General features: G+C 71.4%; 16 protein-coding genes. All 16 read right to left on the bottom strand.

The window, feature by feature from the left end; translation table 11 throughout:
- Positions 1-140: 140 nt before the first annotated feature.
- A complete protein-coding gene (locus OG766_RS31550; protein ID WP_328726879.1) occupies positions 141-1,526 on the bottom strand; it encodes an aspartate aminotransferase family protein in 1,386 nt (461 codons plus the stop codon).
- Positions 1,523-3,415, bottom strand: coding sequence for a 1-deoxy-D-xylulose-5-phosphate synthase (dxs, locus tag OG766_RS31545; RefSeq protein WP_328726877.1), 1,893 nt, complete (start codon positions 3,413-3,415; stop codon positions 1,523-1,525). Before dxs ends, OG766_RS31550 begins: the two co-directional genes overlap by 4 nt.
- Before the next feature lie 71 nt (positions 3,416-3,486).
- Complete coding sequence (gene hpnH / locus OG766_RS31540) at positions 3,487-4,509, bottom strand: adenosyl-hopene transferase HpnH (protein WP_266385918.1); 1,023 nt, start codon at positions 4,507-4,509, stop codon at positions 3,487-3,489.
- A 5-nt stretch (positions 4,510-4,514) separates the two neighbouring features.
- Positions 4,515-5,192, bottom strand: coding sequence for a phosphorylase family protein (locus tag OG766_RS31535; protein WP_266385921.1), 678 nt, complete (start codon positions 5,190-5,192; stop codon positions 4,515-4,517).
- Entirely contained in the window at positions 5,193-7,181 is a 1,989-nt protein-coding gene (gene shc, locus OG766_RS31530; RefSeq protein ID WP_328726874.1) for a squalene--hopene cyclase, read from the bottom strand.
- Between the two features lie 143 nt (positions 7,182-7,324).
- The gene (locus OG766_RS31525) at positions 7,325-8,425 is read right to left on the bottom strand and encodes a polyprenyl synthetase family protein (RefSeq protein WP_266385926.1); all 1,101 of its coding nucleotides are present in this window, start codon (positions 8,423-8,425) and stop codon (positions 7,325-7,327) included.
- Positions 8,422-9,810 (bottom strand): hydroxysqualene dehydroxylase HpnE, encoded by a 1,389-nt coding sequence (gene hpnE / locus OG766_RS31520; protein WP_266385929.1) that lies wholly within the window; start codon positions 9,808-9,810, stop codon positions 8,422-8,424. The genes OG766_RS31525 and hpnE overlap by 4 nt, the downstream gene beginning before the upstream one ends.
- 241 nt (positions 9,811-10,051) lie before the next feature.
- A complete protein-coding gene (hpnD, locus tag OG766_RS31515) occupies positions 10,052-10,990 on the bottom strand; it encodes a presqualene diphosphate synthase HpnD (RefSeq protein WP_266385931.1) in 939 nt (312 codons plus the stop codon).
- 8 nt (positions 10,991-10,998) lie between these two features.
- Positions 10,999-11,907 carry a squalene synthase HpnC gene (hpnC, locus tag OG766_RS31510; protein WP_328726871.1) on the bottom strand — a complete coding sequence of 303 codons (909 nt, stop codon included), beginning with the start codon at positions 11,905-11,907 and terminating at the stop codon, positions 10,999-11,001.
- Positions 11,908-12,356: 449 nt separating this feature from the next.
- Positions 12,357-13,157: an ABC transporter ATP-binding protein gene (locus OG766_RS31505; RefSeq protein WP_266385937.1), complete on the bottom strand. Its 801-nt coding sequence runs from the start codon at positions 13,155-13,157 to the stop codon at positions 12,357-12,359.
- The gene (locus OG766_RS31500; protein WP_266385940.1) at positions 13,144-14,073 is read right to left on the bottom strand and encodes an ABC transporter permease; all 930 of its coding nucleotides are present in this window, start codon (positions 14,071-14,073) and stop codon (positions 13,144-13,146) included. The genes OG766_RS31505 and OG766_RS31500 overlap by 14 nt, the downstream gene beginning before the upstream one ends.
- Before the next feature lie 94 nt (positions 14,074-14,167).
- Positions 14,168-15,040, bottom strand: a complete 873-nt coding sequence (locus tag OG766_RS31495) for a glycosyltransferase family 2 protein (RefSeq protein WP_266388673.1) — start codon at positions 15,038-15,040, stop codon at positions 14,168-14,170.
- A 5-nt stretch (positions 15,041-15,045) separates the two neighbouring features.
- Positions 15,046-15,825, bottom strand: a complete 780-nt coding sequence (locus OG766_RS31490) for a CDP-alcohol phosphatidyltransferase family protein (RefSeq protein WP_266385942.1) — start codon at positions 15,823-15,825, stop codon at positions 15,046-15,048.
- Complete coding sequence (locus tag OG766_RS31485) at positions 15,803-16,864, bottom strand: iron-containing alcohol dehydrogenase family protein (protein WP_266385945.1); 1,062 nt, start codon at positions 16,862-16,864, stop codon at positions 15,803-15,805. Before OG766_RS31485 ends, OG766_RS31490 begins: the two co-directional genes overlap by 23 nt.
- A complete protein-coding gene (locus OG766_RS31480) occupies positions 16,852-17,589 on the bottom strand; it encodes a phosphocholine cytidylyltransferase family protein (protein ID WP_266385948.1) in 738 nt (245 codons plus the stop codon). The genes OG766_RS31485 and OG766_RS31480 overlap by 13 nt, the downstream gene beginning before the upstream one ends.
- Entirely contained in the window at positions 17,586-19,403 is a 1,818-nt protein-coding gene (locus OG766_RS31475) for a DUF5941 domain-containing protein (protein ID WP_328727554.1), read from the bottom strand. The genes OG766_RS31480 and OG766_RS31475 overlap by 4 nt, the downstream gene beginning before the upstream one ends.
- Positions 19,404-19,663: the final 260 nt, after the last annotated feature.

The raw sequence follows: 19,663 nt of genomic DNA, 5'->3' as shown, positions 1-19,663 counted from the left end.
CGGAGGCAAAAGCACGCGGGTCCGGCACCGTCGAACAGGCTCACCGAGCCGATCCGAGCCGATCCGAGCCGAGCCGGGCCGAACCGATCCGGGCCGGGCGGCCGCGCAGCCGCGGAAGCCGACCGACCAGCCCCGGAGGCTCAGCGCTCGGCCACGGCCTGCTTGACCAGGGTCTTGCCGAAGTCCCACATCAGCCCGCCGCCACCGTGCGCGTCGTCCATCACGGCGGTGAAGGCCTCCACGAAACGGTCGACCTCCCGCTCACCGATGATCAGCGGCGGAATCAGCTTGATCACTTCCAGCCGGTCGCCCGAGACCTGGGTGAGGATACGGTGGCGCTGCAGCAGGGGGACCACCACCATCTGCGCGAAGAGTCCCTTGCGGGCGGCCTGCAGCATGGTCCAGCGGCTGCGCAGCTTAAGCGACGACGGCCTGCCGAACTCGATCCCGATCATCAGCCCGCGCCCGCGTACCTCGTGCAGCAGTTCGTAACGGTCCACGAGCGCCGTGAGCCGCGTCCTCAGCAGGTCCCCGGTCACCCGCGCGTTCGCGACGATCTGCTCGTCCTCGATCACCGAGAGGACGGCGAGCCCGGCCGCCATCGCCTGGGCGTTGGAACCGAAGCTCGCCGAGTGCACCAGTACCCGGTCCATCGACGAGTAGACCTTCTTGAAGATCCACTCCTTGCCGAGGGTCGCGCCGACCGGAACATAGCCGCCCGAGAGCGCCTTGGCGACGCACACCAGGTCCGGTTCCACGCCGTCCTCGTGCTGGTACGCGTAGAAGTCACCGGTCCTGCCGAGGCCGGTCTGCACCTCGTCGGCGATCAGCAGCGCCTTGTGCCGGTGCAGCAGATCCTGCGCAGCGCGCAGGAAACCGGGCGGCGCCTCGTGCACACCCTTGCCCTGGACGGGCTCCACGACGAACCCCGCCACATCGCCGCGCTTCAGCTCCCGCTCCAGCGCCGCCAGGTCGCCGAGTTCCAGCGCGGTGTCCGGGAGGAGCGGGGCGAACCCGTCCCGGAAGCCCGCCTCGCCGTTGACGGAGAGCGAACCGGTCGTCAGCCCGTGGAAGGCGTGCGTGCAGTACAGGATCCGCGGTCTGCCGGTCGCGTACCGGGCGAACTTCAGGGCCGTCTCGACCGCTTCCGTACCGCTGTTGCCGAAGAAGACCCGGTCCAGATGGGGGCTGTGGGCCAGCAGCCTCTCGGCGAGCAGCCCGGGCAGGGGCGGGCAGTCGAAGCGGGTGAGGTCGGCGAGCGAGGCGTCGAGGACGTCGTGGAGCGCCTTGCGGACGACCGGATGGTGCCGGCCGAGGCCCATCACCCCGAAGCCGGCGAGCATGTCCAGGTAGTCGTTGCCTTCGTCGTCCCAGAAGTACGCGCCCTCGCCCCGCTCGTACACCTTGTCGAAGCCGATGGTGTGGAGCATGCGCGGCAGCTGGTGGTTGAGATGCTTGGCGTGCAGCCCGTACCGTTCGCCACCGCGCTCGGCGAGCAGCCGGCCGAGGTCGAACTCCTTGGTCATCGCCCGTGCTCCTCCCTCTCCTCGCGGCGCGCGAGCGCGGCACTGATCCGCCCCGCGATCTCCACCGGCGTCAGTCCGATGTCGGCCAGTACCTCGCCGCGTTTGGCATGGTCGAGGAACTGCTCGGGGATGCCGAAGGTCCGCAGCGGTACGTCCACGTCGGCGTCCCGCAGAGCCTGTCCCACGGCCGAACCGACGCCGCCCGCCCGGCTGTTGTCCTCGACGACCGCGACGATCCGGTGCCGCTCGGCGAGCGGCGCGAGCTGCGCGTCGACGGGCTTGACCCAGCGCGGGTCGACGACGGTGCAGCGCAGTCCCCGGGCCTCCAGCAGATCGGCGGCCTGCAGACACACCGCGCCCATCGCCCCGACCGAGACGATCAGCACCTCCGCGTCCTCGGTGCGGTGCAGCACGTCCATCCCGCCGACCCGGTCGAGCGCGGGCAGCGGCTCCGCTACCGCCTCCTTGGGGAAGCGCACCACCGTCGGCGCGTCGCTCACCTCGACGGCCTCGCGCAGCTGGGCCCGCAACTGGTCCGCGTCGCGCGGAGCGGCGATCCTGAGCCCGGGTACGACCTGAAGCACCGACATGTCCCACATCCCGTTGTGGGAAGGGCCGTCGGCGCCGGTGACACCGGCCCGGTCCAGGACGAAGGTGACACCGCACCGGTGCAGGGCCACGTCCATCAGCAGCTGGTCGAAGGCACGGTTGAGGAAGGTCGCGTACACGGCGACGACGGGGTGGAGACCGCCGGTGGCGAGCCCGGCCGCGGACACGGCGGCGTGCTGCTCGGCGATCCCGACGTCCCAGACCCGCTCGGGGAAGCGCTCGGCGAACTTCGCCAGTCCCACCGGGTGGAGCATGGCGGCGGTGATCGCCACGACATCGGGCCGTTCGGCGCCGATGGCGGCGATCTCGTCACCGAACACCGAGGTCCACGACGGGCCGCCCGAGGGCGCCAGCGGCTCGCAGGTCGACGGGTTCATCACCCCGACGGTGTGGAAGCGGTCGGCCTCGTCCTCCAGCGCCGGCGGGTAGCCACGGCCCTTCTCGGTCAGGCAGTGCACCAGCACCGGCCCGTGGAAGCGTTTGGCGCGGCTCAGCGCCGATTCGACGGCGGCGATGTCGTGGCCGTCGACGGGGCCGACGTACTTGAGCCCCAGGTCCTCGAACATGCCCTGCGGGGCGAAGGCGTCCTTGAAGCCCTTCTTGGCGCCGTGCAGCGACTCGTACAGCGGCCTGCCGACGACGGGCGTGTGCTGGAGGACGTCCTTGCCCCAGGCGAGGAAGCGCTCGTAGCCGTCGGTGGTGCGCAGCGTGGCGAGGTGGTTGGCGAGGCCCCCTATCGTCGGGGCGTAGGAGCGCTCGTTGTCGTTGACGACGATGATCAGTGGCCGGTCCTTGGCGGCGGCGATGTTGTTCAGCGCCTCCCAGGCCATGCCGCCGGTGAGCGCGCCGTCGCCGGTGACGGCGACGACATGACCGGTGCGGCCGAGGACCTGGCCGGCCTTGGCCAGGCCGTCCGCCCAGCCGAGGACGGTGGAGGCGTGCGAGTTCTCGATGACGTCGTGCTCGGACTCCTCCCGGGACGGATAGCCGGACAGCCCCCCCTTGCCGCGCAGCTTGGAGAAGTCCTGGCGGCCGGTGAGGAGCTTGTGGACGTAGCTCTGGTGTCCGGTGTCCCAGAGGATGCGGTCGACGGGCGAGTCGAAGACCCGGTGCAGGGCGATGGACAGCTCCACCACCCCGAGATTGGGTCCCAGATGGCCCCCGGTCCTGGCCACGGCATGGATCAGGAACTCCCTGACGTCCTCGGCCAGTTCCTCCAGTTCCGCCTCCGGCAGCGCCTTGAGGTCGCGCGGCCCCCGGATGTTCTCCAGCACCGTCACGCTCGTGCCCCCTCTCTGTTCCGTTGAACTCCGGTCGGCAGCGGACGGTCCCGCCACCCGCTGCCCGGCGGTCATCCGCGGCTTCCGGAGACGGTCTCCCGCGCGGCCCGCAGAGACTCCTTGAGCGAGCCCATGGTGGCCAGGACGGCGGTCGGCTCGTATCCGCAGTGCGCCATGCAGTTCGCGCACCGCGGGTCCTTCCCGCGGCCGTACTTGCTCCAGTCGGTGTCCTCGACGAGTTCCTTGTACGTGGGCACGTACCCGTCGCTCATCAGATAGCACGGTCGCTGCCAGCCGAAGAGCGAGTAGTTGGGGATGGCCCAGGCGGTGCACGGGAAGTCGACCTTGCCCTCCAGGAAGTCCAGGAAGAGCGGCGAGTGGTTCAGCCGCCAGCGCCGCCGGTTGCCGCCGGAGAAGGCCTTCCGGAACAGCTCGCGGGTCTGCTCGACACCGAGGAAGTGCTCCTGGTCGGGCGCCTTCTCGTAGGCGTACGCGGGCGAGATCATCATCTCGTCGACCTTGAGGTCGTCGTTGAGGAAGTTCAGCACCTCGATGACGGTCTGCGGGGTGTCGGTGTTGAAGAAGGTGGAATTGGTGGTGACCCGGAAGCCGCGCCGCTTCGCCTCCTTGATCGCCTCGACGGCCTCGTCGAAGACGCCTTCCTTGGCCACCGACTCGTCGTGGCGCTCGCGCAGTCCGTCGATGTGGACGGCGAAGGCGAAGTACCGCGACGGGGTGAACTCGTCCATCTTCTTGCGCAGCAGCATGGCGTTGGTGCAGAGGAACACGTACTTCTTCCGCTTCACCAACTGCCCGACGATGTCGGCGATCTGGGGGTGCATCAGCGGCTCGCCGCCGGCGATGGAGACCATCGGGGCGCCGGACTCCAGAACGGCGCCCACCGCCTGGGCGACCGGCATCCGCTGCTTGAGGATCCCGGCCGGGTGCTGGATCTTTCCGCAGCCCTCGCACTTCAGATTGCAGGCGAACAACGGCTCCAGCTCCACGATCAGCGGAAACTTCTCACGCTTGCGGAGCTTCTGTTCGAAGAGATAGGTCCCGACCCTGATGGTCTGGCGGAGCGGCATGGCCATCTGGCTCACCTCCTGGGGAGCAGCGAAGAACGGTGCCATTCGTAGTAGGCCGGTAGGACGGCACGCAGGACGCGGAAAGCCGATATTCCACCGCGTACCGTGCCGAGGCGGACCAGTTCATGCTCAGGAGCGTCCACGACCACCCGGACGGCCGCAACCGGGCGCGATCCCGCGCTCAGCGCGCTGTGGAGCGTCGCGGCGGACTCCATGTCCACCGCGATCGCCCCGGTCGCCGCCAGCTCGGCCCGCTCCTGGCCGCGTACGACGTGGTCAGAGCCGATCAGCGGGCCGGTGTGGACGGTCCGCCCCGGCACCGCCCGGGCCAGCGCCTGAGTCAGCAGGTCCGCCGCCGTGCAGGGCGTGACGCCCCAGGGCCCCCGGGTCTCGTCGGCCACGACCACATCACCGGGGTGCATGTCGGGGGCGAGTCCCGCGCAGAAGCCGGAGGCGATGACCGCGGTGACGCCCGCGGCCCTCTCGTCGCGGAGCGCGCGGACGACGGCACGCTGGGCGTTCCTCGGCCCCATGCCCGTACGGAGGACGGTCACCGGGCCCGGCGCGCCGCCACGGCCGGCCGCGCGCAGGGCGAGACGCTCGATGCCGAGCGCGCAGGCGATCAGCAGCGGCGGCGCCGTGGAGCCGGGCGTCCCGCTCGCCGGGGGCGGCTCCGTGGAAGCGTCCACTCAGCCTCCGTTCCGGCCGGCGAACGGTTCCCCGTGCACGTAGCGGCCGAGTGCCGTGAGCGGGAACACCTGCCGGTACAGGTGGTAGTTGATGGAGAAGTCCCACGGGAATCCGGTGCCGGTGAAGTGCGGTTCGTCCCACGAACCGTCCTCGCGCTGGCTCCCGGCGAGGAAGGCGATGCCCCGCTCGACGGCCTTGCCGTCCCGCTCCCCCGCGGCCAGCAGCGCCAGCAGCGCCCACGCGGTCTGGGAGGCGGTGGAGGCGCCGCGCCCGATCCACGACTCCTCACGGTACGAGCGCAGGTCCTCGCCCCAGCCGCCGTCGTCGTTCTGGACGGACTCCAGCCAGCCGACGGCACGCCGGATCGCGGGGTGCGACCCGGGCAGTCCGGCCGCGGTCAGCGCCGGGACCACCGAGCCCGTGCCGTAGACGTAGTTGACTCCCCAGCGCCCGAACCAGGCGCCGTTCGGCTCCTGTTCGCCGAGCAGCCACTCGACACCGCGGCGGGCGCGGGGGTGGTGGGCCCGGCCTTCGTGGGCCAGCATCTCGACGACGTGCGCGGTGACATCGGCCGACGGCGGGTCGATGACCTCACCGAAGTCGCAGAACGGCAGCCGGTTGGGGAAGGCGCTGGTGTTGTCGGCGTCGAAGGCGCCCCAGGCGCCGTTCCTCGACTGCATCCCCAGGGTCCAGTTGCCGGCCCTGGCGATCGCCGCCTCGATCCGGGACGGGTCCGGGTGCTTCACCCGGCGCAGGGCCAGGATCACCTCGGCCGTGTCGTCGATGTCGGGGTAGTTGTCGTTGTGGAACTCGAAGGCCCAGCCGCCGGGGGCGAGCCGCGGCCTGCGCACGGCCCAGTCACCGGGCTTGACGATCTCCTCGCCGAGCATCCAGTCGGCGGCCCTGACCAGGGCCGAGTGGTCCGCGGGCACTCCGGCGTCGGCGAGCGCGATGGTGGCGAGGCAGGTGTCCCACACCGGTGACTGGCACGCCTCGATCATCCGGGCGCCGTCGTCGCGCCAGACGGTGTACCGGTCCAGCGAGTCCAGGCCGGCGCGCATCACGGGGTGCTGGAGGTCGTAGCCGAGCAGATGCAGGGCGATCACCGAGTACACGGCCGGTGGCTGGATCCCGCCCCAGCAGCCGTCGTTCTCCTGCCGCTCGATGATCCAGCGGGCCGCGCTGTTCATGGCCGCGCGGCGCAGCGGGCGCAGGGCGACCCCGTGGTAGCGGTGCAGCAGCTTGTCGAGGCGCTGGAAGACGCCGTCCCAACTGGCCGCCGGGGCAAGGGGCCTGGGCGGGTTGGGGTTGTGGCGGTCCGTGTGCAGCTCGTCGAGCGGGAACGGGGCGGGTCGGACCGGCCGCTTCGCGGAGACGATCGTGAGCGGCACGATGGTCTGCCGCGCCCAGCAGCCGAAGTCGTAGATGTTGAGCGGGAACCAGGAGGGCAGACAGATGAGTTCGGGCGGCAGTTCGGGCAGGTCCTCCCACTTCCACCAGCCGAACAGCGCGAGCCAGATGCGGGTGAAGACGCGGCTCGCGGCGATGCCTCCCTGCGCCCGGATCCAGGCGGCGGCGCGGTCCATGTGCGGGTCGTCGGGCCGGTCGCCGGCGAGGCGCAGGGCGACATAGGCCTCGACGGTGGTGGAGAGCTCTCCGGGGCCGCCGTGGAAGGTGGCCCAGGTGCCGTCGTCGCGCTGCTCGCCGCGGATGAACAGAGCGGCGGCCTGGGTGGTCTTCTCGTCCTGGACGCCGAGGAACTGACGGAGCAGCAGGTCCTCGGCGTCCATGGTGACGTTGGTCTCCAGGTCGCCCTTCCACCAGCCCTGGGCGTCCTGCCTGCCGAGCAGGTACTCGACGGATCGCTGCGCCGCCAGCCCGGCGGCCACGTGCGTGTCACCCGGAACGGTACGGTCGTCGGTCGTTTCGCTGGCCGCGGTTGCGCGGGGGCCCGGGGCCCCTGGGCTTCCGTCGGTCGTCGCTGTCATGGCTTCCCCTTCGTGCAGTCGGATGTGCTGCTTTTCGGGTCTGCCGTCGGCCGGTGCCTGGAGCGGCACCGGCCGGCGACTGCGAACTCATATGCGGTTGATCGTGATCATCTCCGTCGCGTGATCCGTCCGGGGACCGGTGATCATCTCTTGCGTACGACGACGAAGTCGGCGAGCGCGACGAGCTGGGCGCGTACGCGCTCGGGCATGTCGACGCGGTCCAGTGCCTCGACCGCCGTTCCATGCTGCCTGCGGGCCTCCTGCGAGGTCCATTCCCGGCCGCCGGCCTCCTCGATGAGGGCCGCCCGGGTGGCGAACTCCTCCTCGGAGAAGCTGTCGAAGTCATTGCTCTTCGCGTCGGCCGCGAGCAGTTCCCCGAGCCGCTGCGAGGCCGGGCCGCCCGCGGCGAGCGCCGCGACGACGGGCAGGGACTTCTTGCGCTGGCGCAGATCGCTCCAGGTCTGCTTGCCCGTCGACTCGGGGTCGCCCCAGATGCCGAGGAGGTCGTCGACGGCCTGGAAGGCGAGACCGAGGTGGTAGCCGTACGCCTCCAGCGTGTCGGCGGTGCGGTCGTCGGCGCCGCCGAGGACCGCACCGATGGAGACGGCGCAGGCCAGCAGCGCGCCGGTCTTGTTGCCCTCCATCTCCAGGCACTCCTCGACGGTGACCCGCTCGCGGTGCTCGTAGGAGATGTCCTGTGCCTGGCCGTCGATGAGCTTGCGGGTGGCGGTGGTCAGCCGGCGCGTCGCGCGGCCGGCCTCCACGGTGCCGAGCTCCAGCAGGATCTCGTTGGCGAGCGCGAAGAGGGCGTCGCCGACGAGGATGGCCTGCGCGGGGCCGTGCACCTTCCATACGGTGTCGCGGTGCCGTCGCTGTTCGTCACCGTCCATCAGATCGTCGTGGAGCAGCGAGAAGTTGTGGACCAGCTCGACCGCGACGGCGCCGGGGATGCCGACCTCGGGCGCGGCTCCGGCCACCTCGGCGGACAGCAGAGCCAGCGCCGGGCGCACGGCCTTGCCGCCGTCACCGTCCGCGGGGCGGCCGTGGGCGTCGATCCAGCCGAAGTGGTAGGCGGCGACGGTGTCCATGGGCGGCGCGAGCCGGTCCACGGCAGCACGCAGCACCGGGGTGGACAGGGTCCGCCCGCGCTCGAGCAGCGCGGTGACGGCCGCGGTGTCGACAGCCGGGTTCGCCGAAGGCGCAGTCGGCACTTTCTCTCCTCTGGTTCCAGACCTGGGTCTCATGCCGCCTCCTTGAGCGGATGTTCATGGGGGCGGCCGAGGGTGGTGAGCGCGGCGGCTGCGGCGCTGAACCCGCTGCGCACGGCGCCCTCCATGGTGGCGGGCCAGCCGGTGGCGGTCCACGATCCGGCCAGATACAGGCCGGGAGCTCGGGTGCGCGCGGCAGGCCTGAGCCTGCCGACGCCGGGGGTGGGGGCGAATGTGGCGGTGCGCTCCCGGGTGACGAAGAAGTCCCGTACCTCCGCGCCGCGGGTCGCGGGCAGCAGCCGCTCCAGCTCGGGGAGATAGCGCTCACGAAGTGCGGAGACGGGGGTGTCGATCTCGTCCTCGGCGGCGGACTGGGACAGCGCCAGATACTGTCCGTCGCGCAGACCGGAGGCGTGGGTGCGGTCGAAGACCCACTGGACGGGGGTGCCGAGCGCGGCGAAGAAGGGCCGGCGCAGGACCGTGCGGTCGTAGATCACATGGATGTTGAGGATCGGCGCGGTGCCGATGTCGAGCAGCCGGTCGGGGTTGTCGAGGGCGCCTTCGGGCAGCAGGGCGTGTGTCTCGCGCTGCGGTACGGCGAGGACGACGGCGTCCGCGTCGAGCCGCTCGGCACCTGCCGTGACGTTCCAGCGGCCGTCGGCGGTGCGGGCGAGGGCGCTGACGCGGGTGCGCAGTTCGGTGCGGACTCCGGCGGAGTCGAGGGCCTTGCGGGCGAGGGTGTCGTGGAGTTCGCCGAGCGGGACGTGCGCCCACCCGATGTCGGCCGCGCCGGGCTCGGAGAGCAGTCCGGTCTTGAACACCATCGCGGCCAGGCCCATCGAGGCGTTCGGCGCGACGGCGTTGAGGGTGGCGACGCCGACGAGGTCCCAGAGGGCCTCGATCGTGCGGCCCGACTGGCCGTGGCGGCCGAGCCAGGTGGCGAAGTCGATGCCGTCCAGGGCGGGATCGGCGGGGTCGAGTCCCTTGAGGGCGAGCGCGGCCCGCCCGACGGCGGCGCGCTCGGCGAGGGAGAGGTGGGGGTACGTGGCAAGGCTCGCGGCGAGATGCAGCGGCACGGGCAGAGCGGTGCGGCGCAGCCGTCCGAGCCTCGGGCCGCTGGGGTGGGCGACGTCGAGGACGGGTACGTCGAGGCGGTGCTGGAGCGGGGCGAGGCGGGCGCCGTCGACCCGGTCGAGGAACCAGCGGTAGGCGGTGCAGCAGCGCAGATAGACGTGCTGGCCGTTGTCCACGGTCAGCTCGCCGCGCCGGAAGGAGAACGCGAGACCGCCGAGGCGCGGCCGGTTCTCCAGGAGCGTGACGCGCAGGCCGGCATCGGCCAGCCGCAGCGCGGCGGTGACCCCGGCGAGTCCGCCTCCGACGACGACGGCGTGCCGCGGGGAGGTCGCGTCCTCGTCCGTCATGCCCCCTCCCCTCGGGCCGCCGTCGCAGTCAGGGACGCGGCGGCGACGTGGGGGGTTGCCCGCGAACGGCGGGAGGGCCGAGCGGCTCGTCCGGACAGGCGGGACCGGGACGAGGCGGCCGGCAGGGACCGGGCCACCGCGCTGACGGGTCCGGCCGCCGTACGCACGGCGGGCTGCGTAGAAGGGGACGTCGCCGGCGGGAGGTCCTGAAGGGGCGTCGGGTGAGGCGTCGGGCGGGGCGTCACGCGCGCCTCCTGACGGCCTGGCGCGAGATGTGCCGGGCGTCGAGGCCGGAGAGCCCGCGGACGGCGACGTACGCCTTCTCATGGCCGGGGAGCGAGACGCGGCCGCGCAGGACGGCCTCCGGGTCGCGCTCGATGCGGTCGAGGAGGCGGCGGTAGATCCCGGCCATGGCGGCGACACAGGCGCCGCTGCGCCGGTCGAGCATGGGCAGGAGCCGGTAGCCCTCGGCGAACAGGCCCCGGGCGCGCCGCACTTCGAAGTGGACCAGGCCGCTGAAGTCGGCGCCGGGCGGCGGGGTGGTGCCGTGGAAGCCCGCGGAGCAGCCGAACTTGGCGAGGTCGTCGGTGGGCAGATACGTCCGGCCGTTGGCGGCGTCCTCGCGGACGTCGCGGAGGATGTTGGTGAGCTGGAGTGCGAGCCCGAGCGTGTCGGCGTACTCGGGGGCGCGCTCGGCGCCGCGCGCGCCGGGCAGGGTGCCGAACACGCCGAGCGAGAGCCGGCCGATGGCGCCCGCGACACACCGGCAGTAGACCTTGAGGTCGTCCCAGGTCTCGTACGTCTCGCCCCGGACGTCCATGAGGACGCCGTCGATGAGCTCGTCGAGCCCGTCGAGCGGGATCGGGAAGCGGTGCGCGGCGTCCGCGAGGGCCACCGCGACCGGGTCGGTGTCGTCCTCGCCCACCTTGCCGTCGCGGATCCTGCCGAGCAGCTCGCGGGTCGCCTCGAGCCGGTCCCGCTTGGCGCTCTCGCCGAGCGATCCGTCACCGATGTCGTCGACCCGCCGGGAGAAGGCGTACAGCGCGGACATGGCCTGCCGCTTGTCGGCGGGCAGAAGCCTGATGCCGTAGGCGAAGTTGCGCGCCTGCGTCCCCGTGACGGCCTCGCAGTAGCTGTACGCGGCCTGGACCGGCGCGGACATGTGTGTGTACTCCTCCATGCTCCGGCTCACCCCTCTCTACGCGCTCTACGCAAGACAGTTCCCACTTCACGCATCAGTCGGGGCTTGGTGGCTCTGGGCGGTCCGGGGAGCACGTCGTGGCCGACGGCCTCGATCGCGGCGAGGGTGGCGCGTCCCCCGGCCACGAATCCGGCGAGCAGCAGTCTGAGCCTGCCGTGGACGCTGCCCACCAGCGGGGTGCCCTCGTCCAGCAGCCGCCCCGCGCGCTCGGCCTCGTACGCGATCAGGGCGCGCACCGGGGCGCCCGCCGTCGGCGCCGCCAGGTCCGCCTCGGTGACATGGAACCGCTTCATGTCCTCGGCCGGGAGGTAGACGCGGTCGGCGGCCAGGTCCTCGGCGATGTCCTGGAGGTGCTCGACGATCTGCAGGGCGGTGCAGATGGCGTCGGAGTGGCGGATCCGCTCGGAGGTGGCGGTGCCGGTGATGCCCAGGACGAGACGGCCGACGGGGTTGGCGGAGAGCTCGCAGTAGGCGGCGAGGTCGTCGGACGTCCCGTAGCGGTGCACGAGCTGGTCCCGGCGGTTGGCCTCGATGAGACCGAGGAACGGCTCGGGGGTGAGCGAGCAGCGGCGCACGGTGGGCACCAGGGCGCGCAGCAGCGGATGGCGCGGGTCCTCGCCGGCGGCGAAGACGCGCCGCAGGTCGGCCTCGAAGGCGTCGAGCATCGCGAGGCGGTCGTCGCTCTGCGCGGGGTCGAGGCCGAGGTGCCGCGCGTCGGCGCCGCCGGGGGCGAGGTCGCCGTCCCCGATGTCGTCGACCAGGCGGGCGTAGCCGTAGACGGCCATGAGGTCGTTGCGCCAGGCGCGGGGCAGGAAGAAGGGGGCCACGGGGAAGTTCTCGTCCGCGGCCTTGTCGAGCGTGGAGGCGTCGGGGCGCACCTGCCGGGTACCTGTCACTGCGGACTGCCCGGTGCGGGGACGGCACTGCCCTCGCGGAGCTGGAGATTTTCCGTCATGGCCGTCACATCTCCCGTTCTACACTGCTGACCTAATACATCCTATTTCGGACACGCCGCCGGTCCCCACGAGGGGTTTCGCCGCCCGGCCAGCGGGATTCTTCAGGGTGTATCGCCCCACTTGCCATGAATCAGCACCGGTACAGCTTACGTTGTACAACGTCCCGGACCCCTCCGGGGTGCTGCGTGCGTGACGAGAACCATGCGATCCGGGGCCAACATTCCCGAGGAACACAGGACTTGACGGATGCTTGACGGCGCGCGGACCACCGCTCGACCCGGAATCCGCGCCTCGCGCACGGGCCGGTGAGACCGGCCCGCGTGCGAGAGGGCCCCCGCCGGAGCACTCCGGCGGGGGCCCTTCCGCGTGGCATGCCTCGCGAGCGGGACCTACTTCCCGGTCTCCTTCTCGTACGCCCTGATGACCTCGTCGGTCGGGCCGTCCATGAGCAGCTCGCCCTTCTCCAGCCACAGGACGCGATCGCAGGTGTCACGGATCGACTTGTTGCTGTGACTGACCAGGAAGACCGTACCGGCCTCCTTGCGCAGCTCCCGGATGCGCTCCTCGGAGCGGATCTGGAACCTCCGGTCACCGGTGGCCAGCGCCTCGTCGATCATCAGCACGTCGTGGTTCTTCGCCGCGGCGATCGCGAAGCGGAGCCTGGCGCCCATACCGGACGAGTACGTGCGCATCGGCAGGGTGATGAAGTCGCCCTTCTCGTTGATGCCGGAGAAGTCGACGATGCCCTGGTAGCGCGAGCGGATCTCCTCGCGCGACATGCCCATGGCCAGACCGCCGAGGATGACGTTCCGCTCACCGGTCAGATCGCCCATGAGGGCCGCGTTGACGCCCAGCAGCGACGGCTGGCCGTCGGTGTAGACCTTGCCGCTCTCGGTCGGCAGCAGGCCGGCGATGGCCCGCAGCAGGGTCGACTTCCCGGAGCCGTTGGTACCGATCAGGCCGATGGCCTCGCCGCGGTAGGCGGTGAAGGAGACACCGCGCACGGCGTGGACCTTGCGGACACCGCGGGACTCGCCGCGGTCGCGCCGGAGTATGCGGCTCAGCGCGGCGGTCGCACTGCCCTTGCCGCCGCTGCCGCCGTTGACGCGGTACACGATGTGCACCTCGTCGGCGATGACGGTGGGCACCCGGGCGTCGCGCGGGTCTTCGAGGTGCTCAGCCACGGCCATAGCGCTCCTCCGCCTTCCAGAAGTACACGAACCCGGCGACACCGAGGAGCACCGCCCAGATCACTCCGGCCAGCCACACGTGCGAGGGCAGGTTCGACGAGTCGTACCCGTCGATCAGGGCGAAGCGGATCAGGTCCATGTAGATCGCCGCGGGGTTGTACATCAGGACCTCGGCGATCCAGGCCGGCTTGTCCGCGAGCATCACCTTGATCGAGAACATGACGCCGGAGCCGTACATCCACGTCCGCATGATGAACGGCATCAGCTGGGCGAGGTCGGGCGTCTTGCTGCCCATGCGGGCCATGATCAGCGCGAGGCCGATGTTGAAGACGAACTGCAGCGCCAGCGCGGGGACCACCAGCAGCCAGCTGAGCGACGGATAGCTGCCGAACGCCACCACGATCAGCACGAGCACGATCATCGAGAACAGCAGCTGCTGGAGCTGCTGCAGCGCGAAGGAGATGGGCAGCGACGCGCGCGGGAAGTGCAGCGCCCGTACCAGGCCCAGATTGCCCGAGATCGCCCGCACGCCGGCCATCACCGAGGTCTGCGTGAACGTGAAGACGAACACGCCCGCCACCAGGAACGGGATGTAGACCTCCTTCGACATCCCGCGTCCGGCGCCGAGGATGAGCCCGAAGATCAGGTAGTAGACCAGCGCGTTCAGCAGCGGCGTCGCGACCTGCCACAGCTGGCCGAGCTTGGCCTGGCTGTACTGGGCCGTGAGCTTCGCGGAGGAGAACGCCAGGATGAAGTGCCGGCGGCCCCAGAGCTGCCTGACGTACTCGATGAGCCCCGGTCGGGCACCGCTCACCGACAGGCCGTACTTGGCGGCCAGCTCCGCCGGCGTCAGACCGTCGTCGGGAGACGGCCGAGCGCTCATGGCGATCGCACCGTCATGGGTTGTGTCACTCACAAGTTGAAACTTTCGTGTTCAAGATGCGCGTCAATCGGGCCTCAGGTGGCGGCCAGGTCCCGGAGTACGCCCGATGCTCTCAGATCCCGGCCGGTCACACGACAGGCGGTCGGCCCAGTCGCGTCAGTCGCCACACGGTACGCCACTTCATGGGACGGCGCGGCCCGCACGGGGTCGTCCATCCCTCCCTGAAACCGGCGAACCATGCCTTGAGCGCCACAACGGTGGGCCGCCTGAGGAGTGTGAGCACGATCCACACCCCGAGATAGACGGGCACCAGGGGCGCGGGCAGATTGCGACGTGCCAGCCACACCCGGTTACGGGCCACCATGCGGTGGTAGACCGCGTGCCGGGACGGCGGCATCGTCGGATGGAACAGCACCATGTCGGAGCGGTAGTCGATCATCCAGCCCGCGTCGAGGGCCCGCCAGGCGAGGTCGGTCTCCTCGTGCGCGTAGAAGAACTCGTCCGGCAGCGCGCCGACCTGGGCCAGGACCTTCGTACGGACGGCGTTTGCGCCGCCGAGGAAGGTCGTCACGCGTGAGGAGCGCATCGGGTCGGAGGCGCGCAGCCGCGGGACGTGCCTGCGCTGGGTGAGCCCGGTCTCCGGGTCGGCGATCCGGAAGCTGACGATCCCGAGGCCGGGGTCCTCCGAGAAGGCCCGGCGGACCAGCTCGGCGGTGTCCGTGTTGGGCAGCAGGCCGTCGTCGTCGAGGAAGAGCAGGACGTCGACGTCGCCGCCGGCGGGGCCGAAGGCCTCGATGCCGACGTTGCGGCCGCCCGGGATGCCCAGGTTCTCCGGAAGGTCGACGGTGCGGACGCCGTCGGGCACTCCGGTGACGGGGGCGCCGTTGCCGACGACGACCACCTCGACCGGGTCGCCCTGCTGCTTGGCGACCGAGTCGAGCAGTGCCCGCAGATCGTCGGGCCGGTTGCCCATGGTGATGATGACGGCGCCGAGCTTCACGGTGCTCACCTCAGCCTGCTGGAGACGAGGATGGACACCAGGTGCAGCACGGTCTGCAGCATCGCGATACCGGCCAGCACGGCGACGCCCAGGCGGGAGAAGAAGAGGTCGCCCTGGACCTGGTCGAGGACCGCCAGCACCAGGATGAGCAGGGACGCCTCGATGCCGAGGACCAGCCGGTGGAACTTGAACGCGGCGGCGGCCCGGCGGGCGAGCGCCATGCCGGACGAGCGCGGCTCGGCCGCCGCGTCCTTGACCGGCTCCATCCCGGCCTGGTGCCGGGCGACGCCGACCAGGTCGGTCTCGGCCTTGATCAGGATCGCGCCGAGCGCCGCGAGAGTGCCCAGGAACGCCCACAGCCAGTCGATCCGGCCGCCGCCCCACAGGTCCGAGGCGCGCAGGCCGAAGCCGACCAGGACCGCCGCGTCGCACAGATAGGCGCCGACCCGGTCCAGGTACACGCCGGAGAGGGAGTACTGCTTCTTCCAGCGGGCGACCTCGCCGTCGACGCAGTCGAGCAGCAGATAGAGCTGGACCATCACCACGGCGAGGACGGCGCCCCAGATGCCCGGCACCAGCAGGGCCGGCAGGGCCAGGACACCGGCCAGGGTCATCAGATAGGTCAGCTGGTTCGGCGTGACCTTGGTGGTGACCAGGACGCGGGTGATGCGCAGGGAGATCTCGCGCATGTAGAGGCGGCCGCCCCAGTGCTCGCCACTGCGCCGGTCCTTGACTCCCGCCGGGTGAACGACCGGACGGAGTTCAGCTACGGATGGTCTTGGCATAGTCGGCGTACGCGTCCCTGATCTGGTCGGTGGACAGGTCGAGGTGCTCGAGGATCGTGAAACGTCCGGGGCGGGTCTGCGGTGCGTACTCCACGGCCCTGACGAACTCGTCCACGGAGAAGCCGATCTCCTCGGGGAGGACCGGCAGACCGTGCTTGCGGAGGACTCCGGCGAAGAGCCCGGACTCCTCGTGGGCGCCGCGCAGATGCATCGCGAAGGCGGCACCCAGTCCGACCTGCTCGCCGTGGAGCGCGCAGCGCTTGGGGTAGAGCAGGTCGAAGGCGTGGCTGATCTCGTGGCAGGCGCCGGACGAGGGCCGGGTGTCGCCGCTGATCGACATGGAGATGCCGGTCAGGACCAGTCCCTCGGCCAGCACGGTGAGAAAGCCGTCGTCGCCGACGCCACCGGGGTGGCGCAGGACGGACTCGCCGGCGGTACGGGCCATGGCGGCGGCCAGTCCGTCGACCGGCTCGCCGGTGATCCGGTGGGACAGCTCCCAGTCGGCGATCGCGGAGATGTTGGAGATCGCGTCGCCGATGCCCGCCCGGACGAACCGGACGGGGGCGTCACGGATCACGTCGAGGTCGATGACCACGGCGATCGGGGTGGGGACGCCGTACGAGCCGCGCCCGTTGTCGTTGTCGAGCGTCGCGACCGGGGAGCAGAGTCCGTCGTGCGCGAGGTTGGTGGCGACGGCGACCAGCGGCAGCCCGACCCGGGCGGCGGCGTACTTGGCCACGTCGATGATCTTGCCGCCGCCGAGGCCGACGACCGCGTCGTACCGCTTGCCCTTGATGTCGTCGGCGAGCCTGACGGCGGAGTCGATCGTGCCGTCCGCGACCTCGTACCAGTCGGCGTCGGGCAGCACCGGCGCCAGCTTCTCGCGCAGGGCCTGTCCGGAGCCGTTGCTTATGGCGAACGCCAGCTTGCCGGAGGCGGAGATCCGCTGGTCGGCGAGGAGGCCGGGCAGATCGTCCAGGGCGCCCGGGCGGATGTCGACGACGACCGGGGAGGGGATGAGGCGGGTCAGTACAGGCACGCGATCTCCCGTCCCTTGGCGAGGTCGTCGTGGTTGTCGATCTCGACCCACTTGACGTCGCCGATCGGTGCCACGTCGATCTGGAAGCCGCGGTTCACCAGCTCCTGGTAGCCGTCCTCGTAGTAGAGGTCGGGGTCGCGCTCGAAGGTGGCCTTCAGCGCGTCGGCGAGCTCCTCGGCGGCCTCGGGCTCGATGAGGGTGACGCCGATGTACTCACCGGTGGCGGTGGCGGGGTCCATCAGCTTGGTGATCCTCCGTACGCCCTGGCCGTCGGCGGTGATCACCTTCATCTCCTCGTCGGCGAGCTGCTTCACCGTGTCGAGGGCGAGGATGATCTTCTGGCCGTTGCCGCGGGCGGCGAGGAGGGTCCGCTCGACGGAGACCGGGTGCACGGTGTCGCCGTTGGCGAGGATCACGCCCTGCTTCAGGACGTCACGGGCGCACCACAGGGAGTAGGCGTTGTTCCACTCCTCGGCCTTGTCGTTGTCGATCAGGGTGAGCTTCAGGCCGTACGTGGCCTCGAACTCCTCCTTGCGCGCGTACACGGCCTCCTTGCGGTAGCCGACGACGACGGCGACCTCGGTGAGGCCGATCTCACTGAAGTTCTTCAGCGTGAGGTCGAGGACCGAGAGGTCCCCGTCGACCGGCACGAGGGCCTTCGGAAGCGTGTCGGTGTAAGGACGCAGACGCCGTCCGGCACCGGCTGCCAGTACGAGGCCGATCATGCGGGTTCTCCTTCGTCGTGTACGGCGGGTGCTCCGGAGGAGACCCAGAAGCGGATGGACTCCGCGACCACCACGACCGCCACGGCGACCGCGAGGACCGTCAGCGCGATCGTGAACTGCGGGGCACCGAGCAGGGTGGCCAGGAGAGCGACCGCCAGGGTGCGCCCCTCGTGCCCGCCGACCGCACGGACGAGCCAGTGCGGGGGCGCGCCGGTGCCGCCGCGGATGCGGTACACCGTGTCGTAGTGATGGTAGGCGACGGCGGCCACCAGGCCGAAAGCCGCGGGAAGGGCTCCGTTCACGTCCGCCTTGGCGGCGAGCAGCAGGATCGTGCCGTACTCCGCGGACCGGAAGACCGGGGGGACGAGCCAGTCGAGGGCCCCCTTGAGGGGGCGGGCGACGGCGATGCCGGAGGTCAGGGCGTAGCCGACGGCGGCGACGACCGGCCAGGGGCTGCCGTACGGCGTGAGCCACGCGGTGGCCGTGACGGCGGCGGCGCCCAGCACCGCGATCGCCAGGGGTGCCATGGCGGGGAGCCGGGAGGCGAGGCCCTTGGCGGCGCGCGCGACGCTCTCGGCGAGCGGGCCGGAGTCGGCGAGATCCGCGAGGGCCCGGGCGGCGCGGTCGGTCCTGTGCGCCCGGCGCGTGAGGGAGCGCAGCACCCGGCCCGCGGTGGTGTACGTGGCGGCGAAGCCACAGCCGATGAGCAGCGCGTAGAAGACGATGCGCGGGGTGGCCACGGCGGTCAGCACGGCGATCATGGCCCAGCGCTCGCCGATCGGCAGCACGATCATGCGGCGTACCCAGACCGTCCAGCCGACGCTGTCGAGGCGGTCGGAGAGGGCGGCGGTGGGCGAGGTGTTGGCGGTGGCGTCGTGGTTCGCCTCGTTGAAGGAGAAGTCCACGACGTGCCGGCAGGTCTGCAGCACCATGGCGCCGAGGGCGAGGGCCCAGACGTCGTCCCCGCCGCGCGCGGCGCCGAGGGCGAGGCCCGCGTAGTAGGCGTACTCCTTGGCGCGGTCGAAGGTGGCGTCGAGCCAGGCGCCCATCGTCGAGTACTGCAGGGAGTAGCGGGCGAGCTGTCCGTCGGTGCAGTCCAGCACGAAGGAGACGAGGAGCAGCACTCCGGCGGCGACGAAGCCGCCGCGGGTGCCGGTGGCGGCGGCGCCGGCCGCTATGAGCGCGGTGATCAGCGAGGCGGTGGTGACCTGGTTCGGGGTCAGTCCGCGGTTCGCGCACCAGCGGGCGAGGTGGCGCGAGTACGGGCTGATGCAGAAGGTCGTGAAGAACCCGTCGCGCGCCTTCACGGCGGAGCGGAGCCGTACGGCCTCGTCGTCGACGGCGGCGACGGCCTGGCGGGCCTCGTTCCGGCCCTGCGGGTCGTCGGGCACCGTCGCGACGAGCGTCCCGAGCTCGGGGCGGTGGGCGGTGGCGCCCTCGGCTTCGAGGGCGTCGGCGACGCGGTCGGCGAGTACCCCGGCGGCCACCGGGGCGCCTGCGGCGGACGGTGCGGCGTCCGTGCTCGCGCGCAGCGCGGCGAGCAGCGCCGTACGGGCCTCGGGCTGTGCCGTGACGGCGCCCGGGACCGTGGCCGCGGGGAAGCGCGGGTCCGTCAGTCCGAGGCGGAGGGCGTGGACGTGTCCGACGAAGCGGGGGTCGACGAGGGCGACGCGCTCGGCGGCGGGCACCGCCGTGAGCAGGCCGGCGGCCTCGTCGGCGCCCGAGGCGACCCGTACGTCGAAGCCCAGCGACCGGAGATCGCCTTCGAGCGGCGATCCGGGTACCGGCGGACCGGTGAGGATTGCGGTCGACAGACGGACTCACTCCTTGGCGCTGATCATGGGTGGGCACGACGACTCGGCCCGGGACCGGGCGGCGGCATGTCGGCTGAGGCTATCGGATGAATGGAAGCGCGAGTTCACCGAGGTTTCCCGGTGAGGACACTCCCGCTCACCCCGCCGGTCTTCTGCCCGGGCCGGGCGTCCCTGCCGCGGCCACGGCCGGCCGGCGGTGCCGCGGCCGAGATCATCATCGTCGATCGGCGGCTCACGCCACAAACCGCGCCGGGGACGGC

It is taken from the genome of Streptomyces sp. NBC_00259, from assembly GCF_036181745.1.
GTDB classification, from domain to species: Bacteria; Actinomycetota; Actinomycetes; order Streptomycetales; family Streptomycetaceae; genus Streptomyces; species Streptomyces pratisoli.
This window is presented reverse-complemented; position numbering and strand designations above follow the sequence as displayed.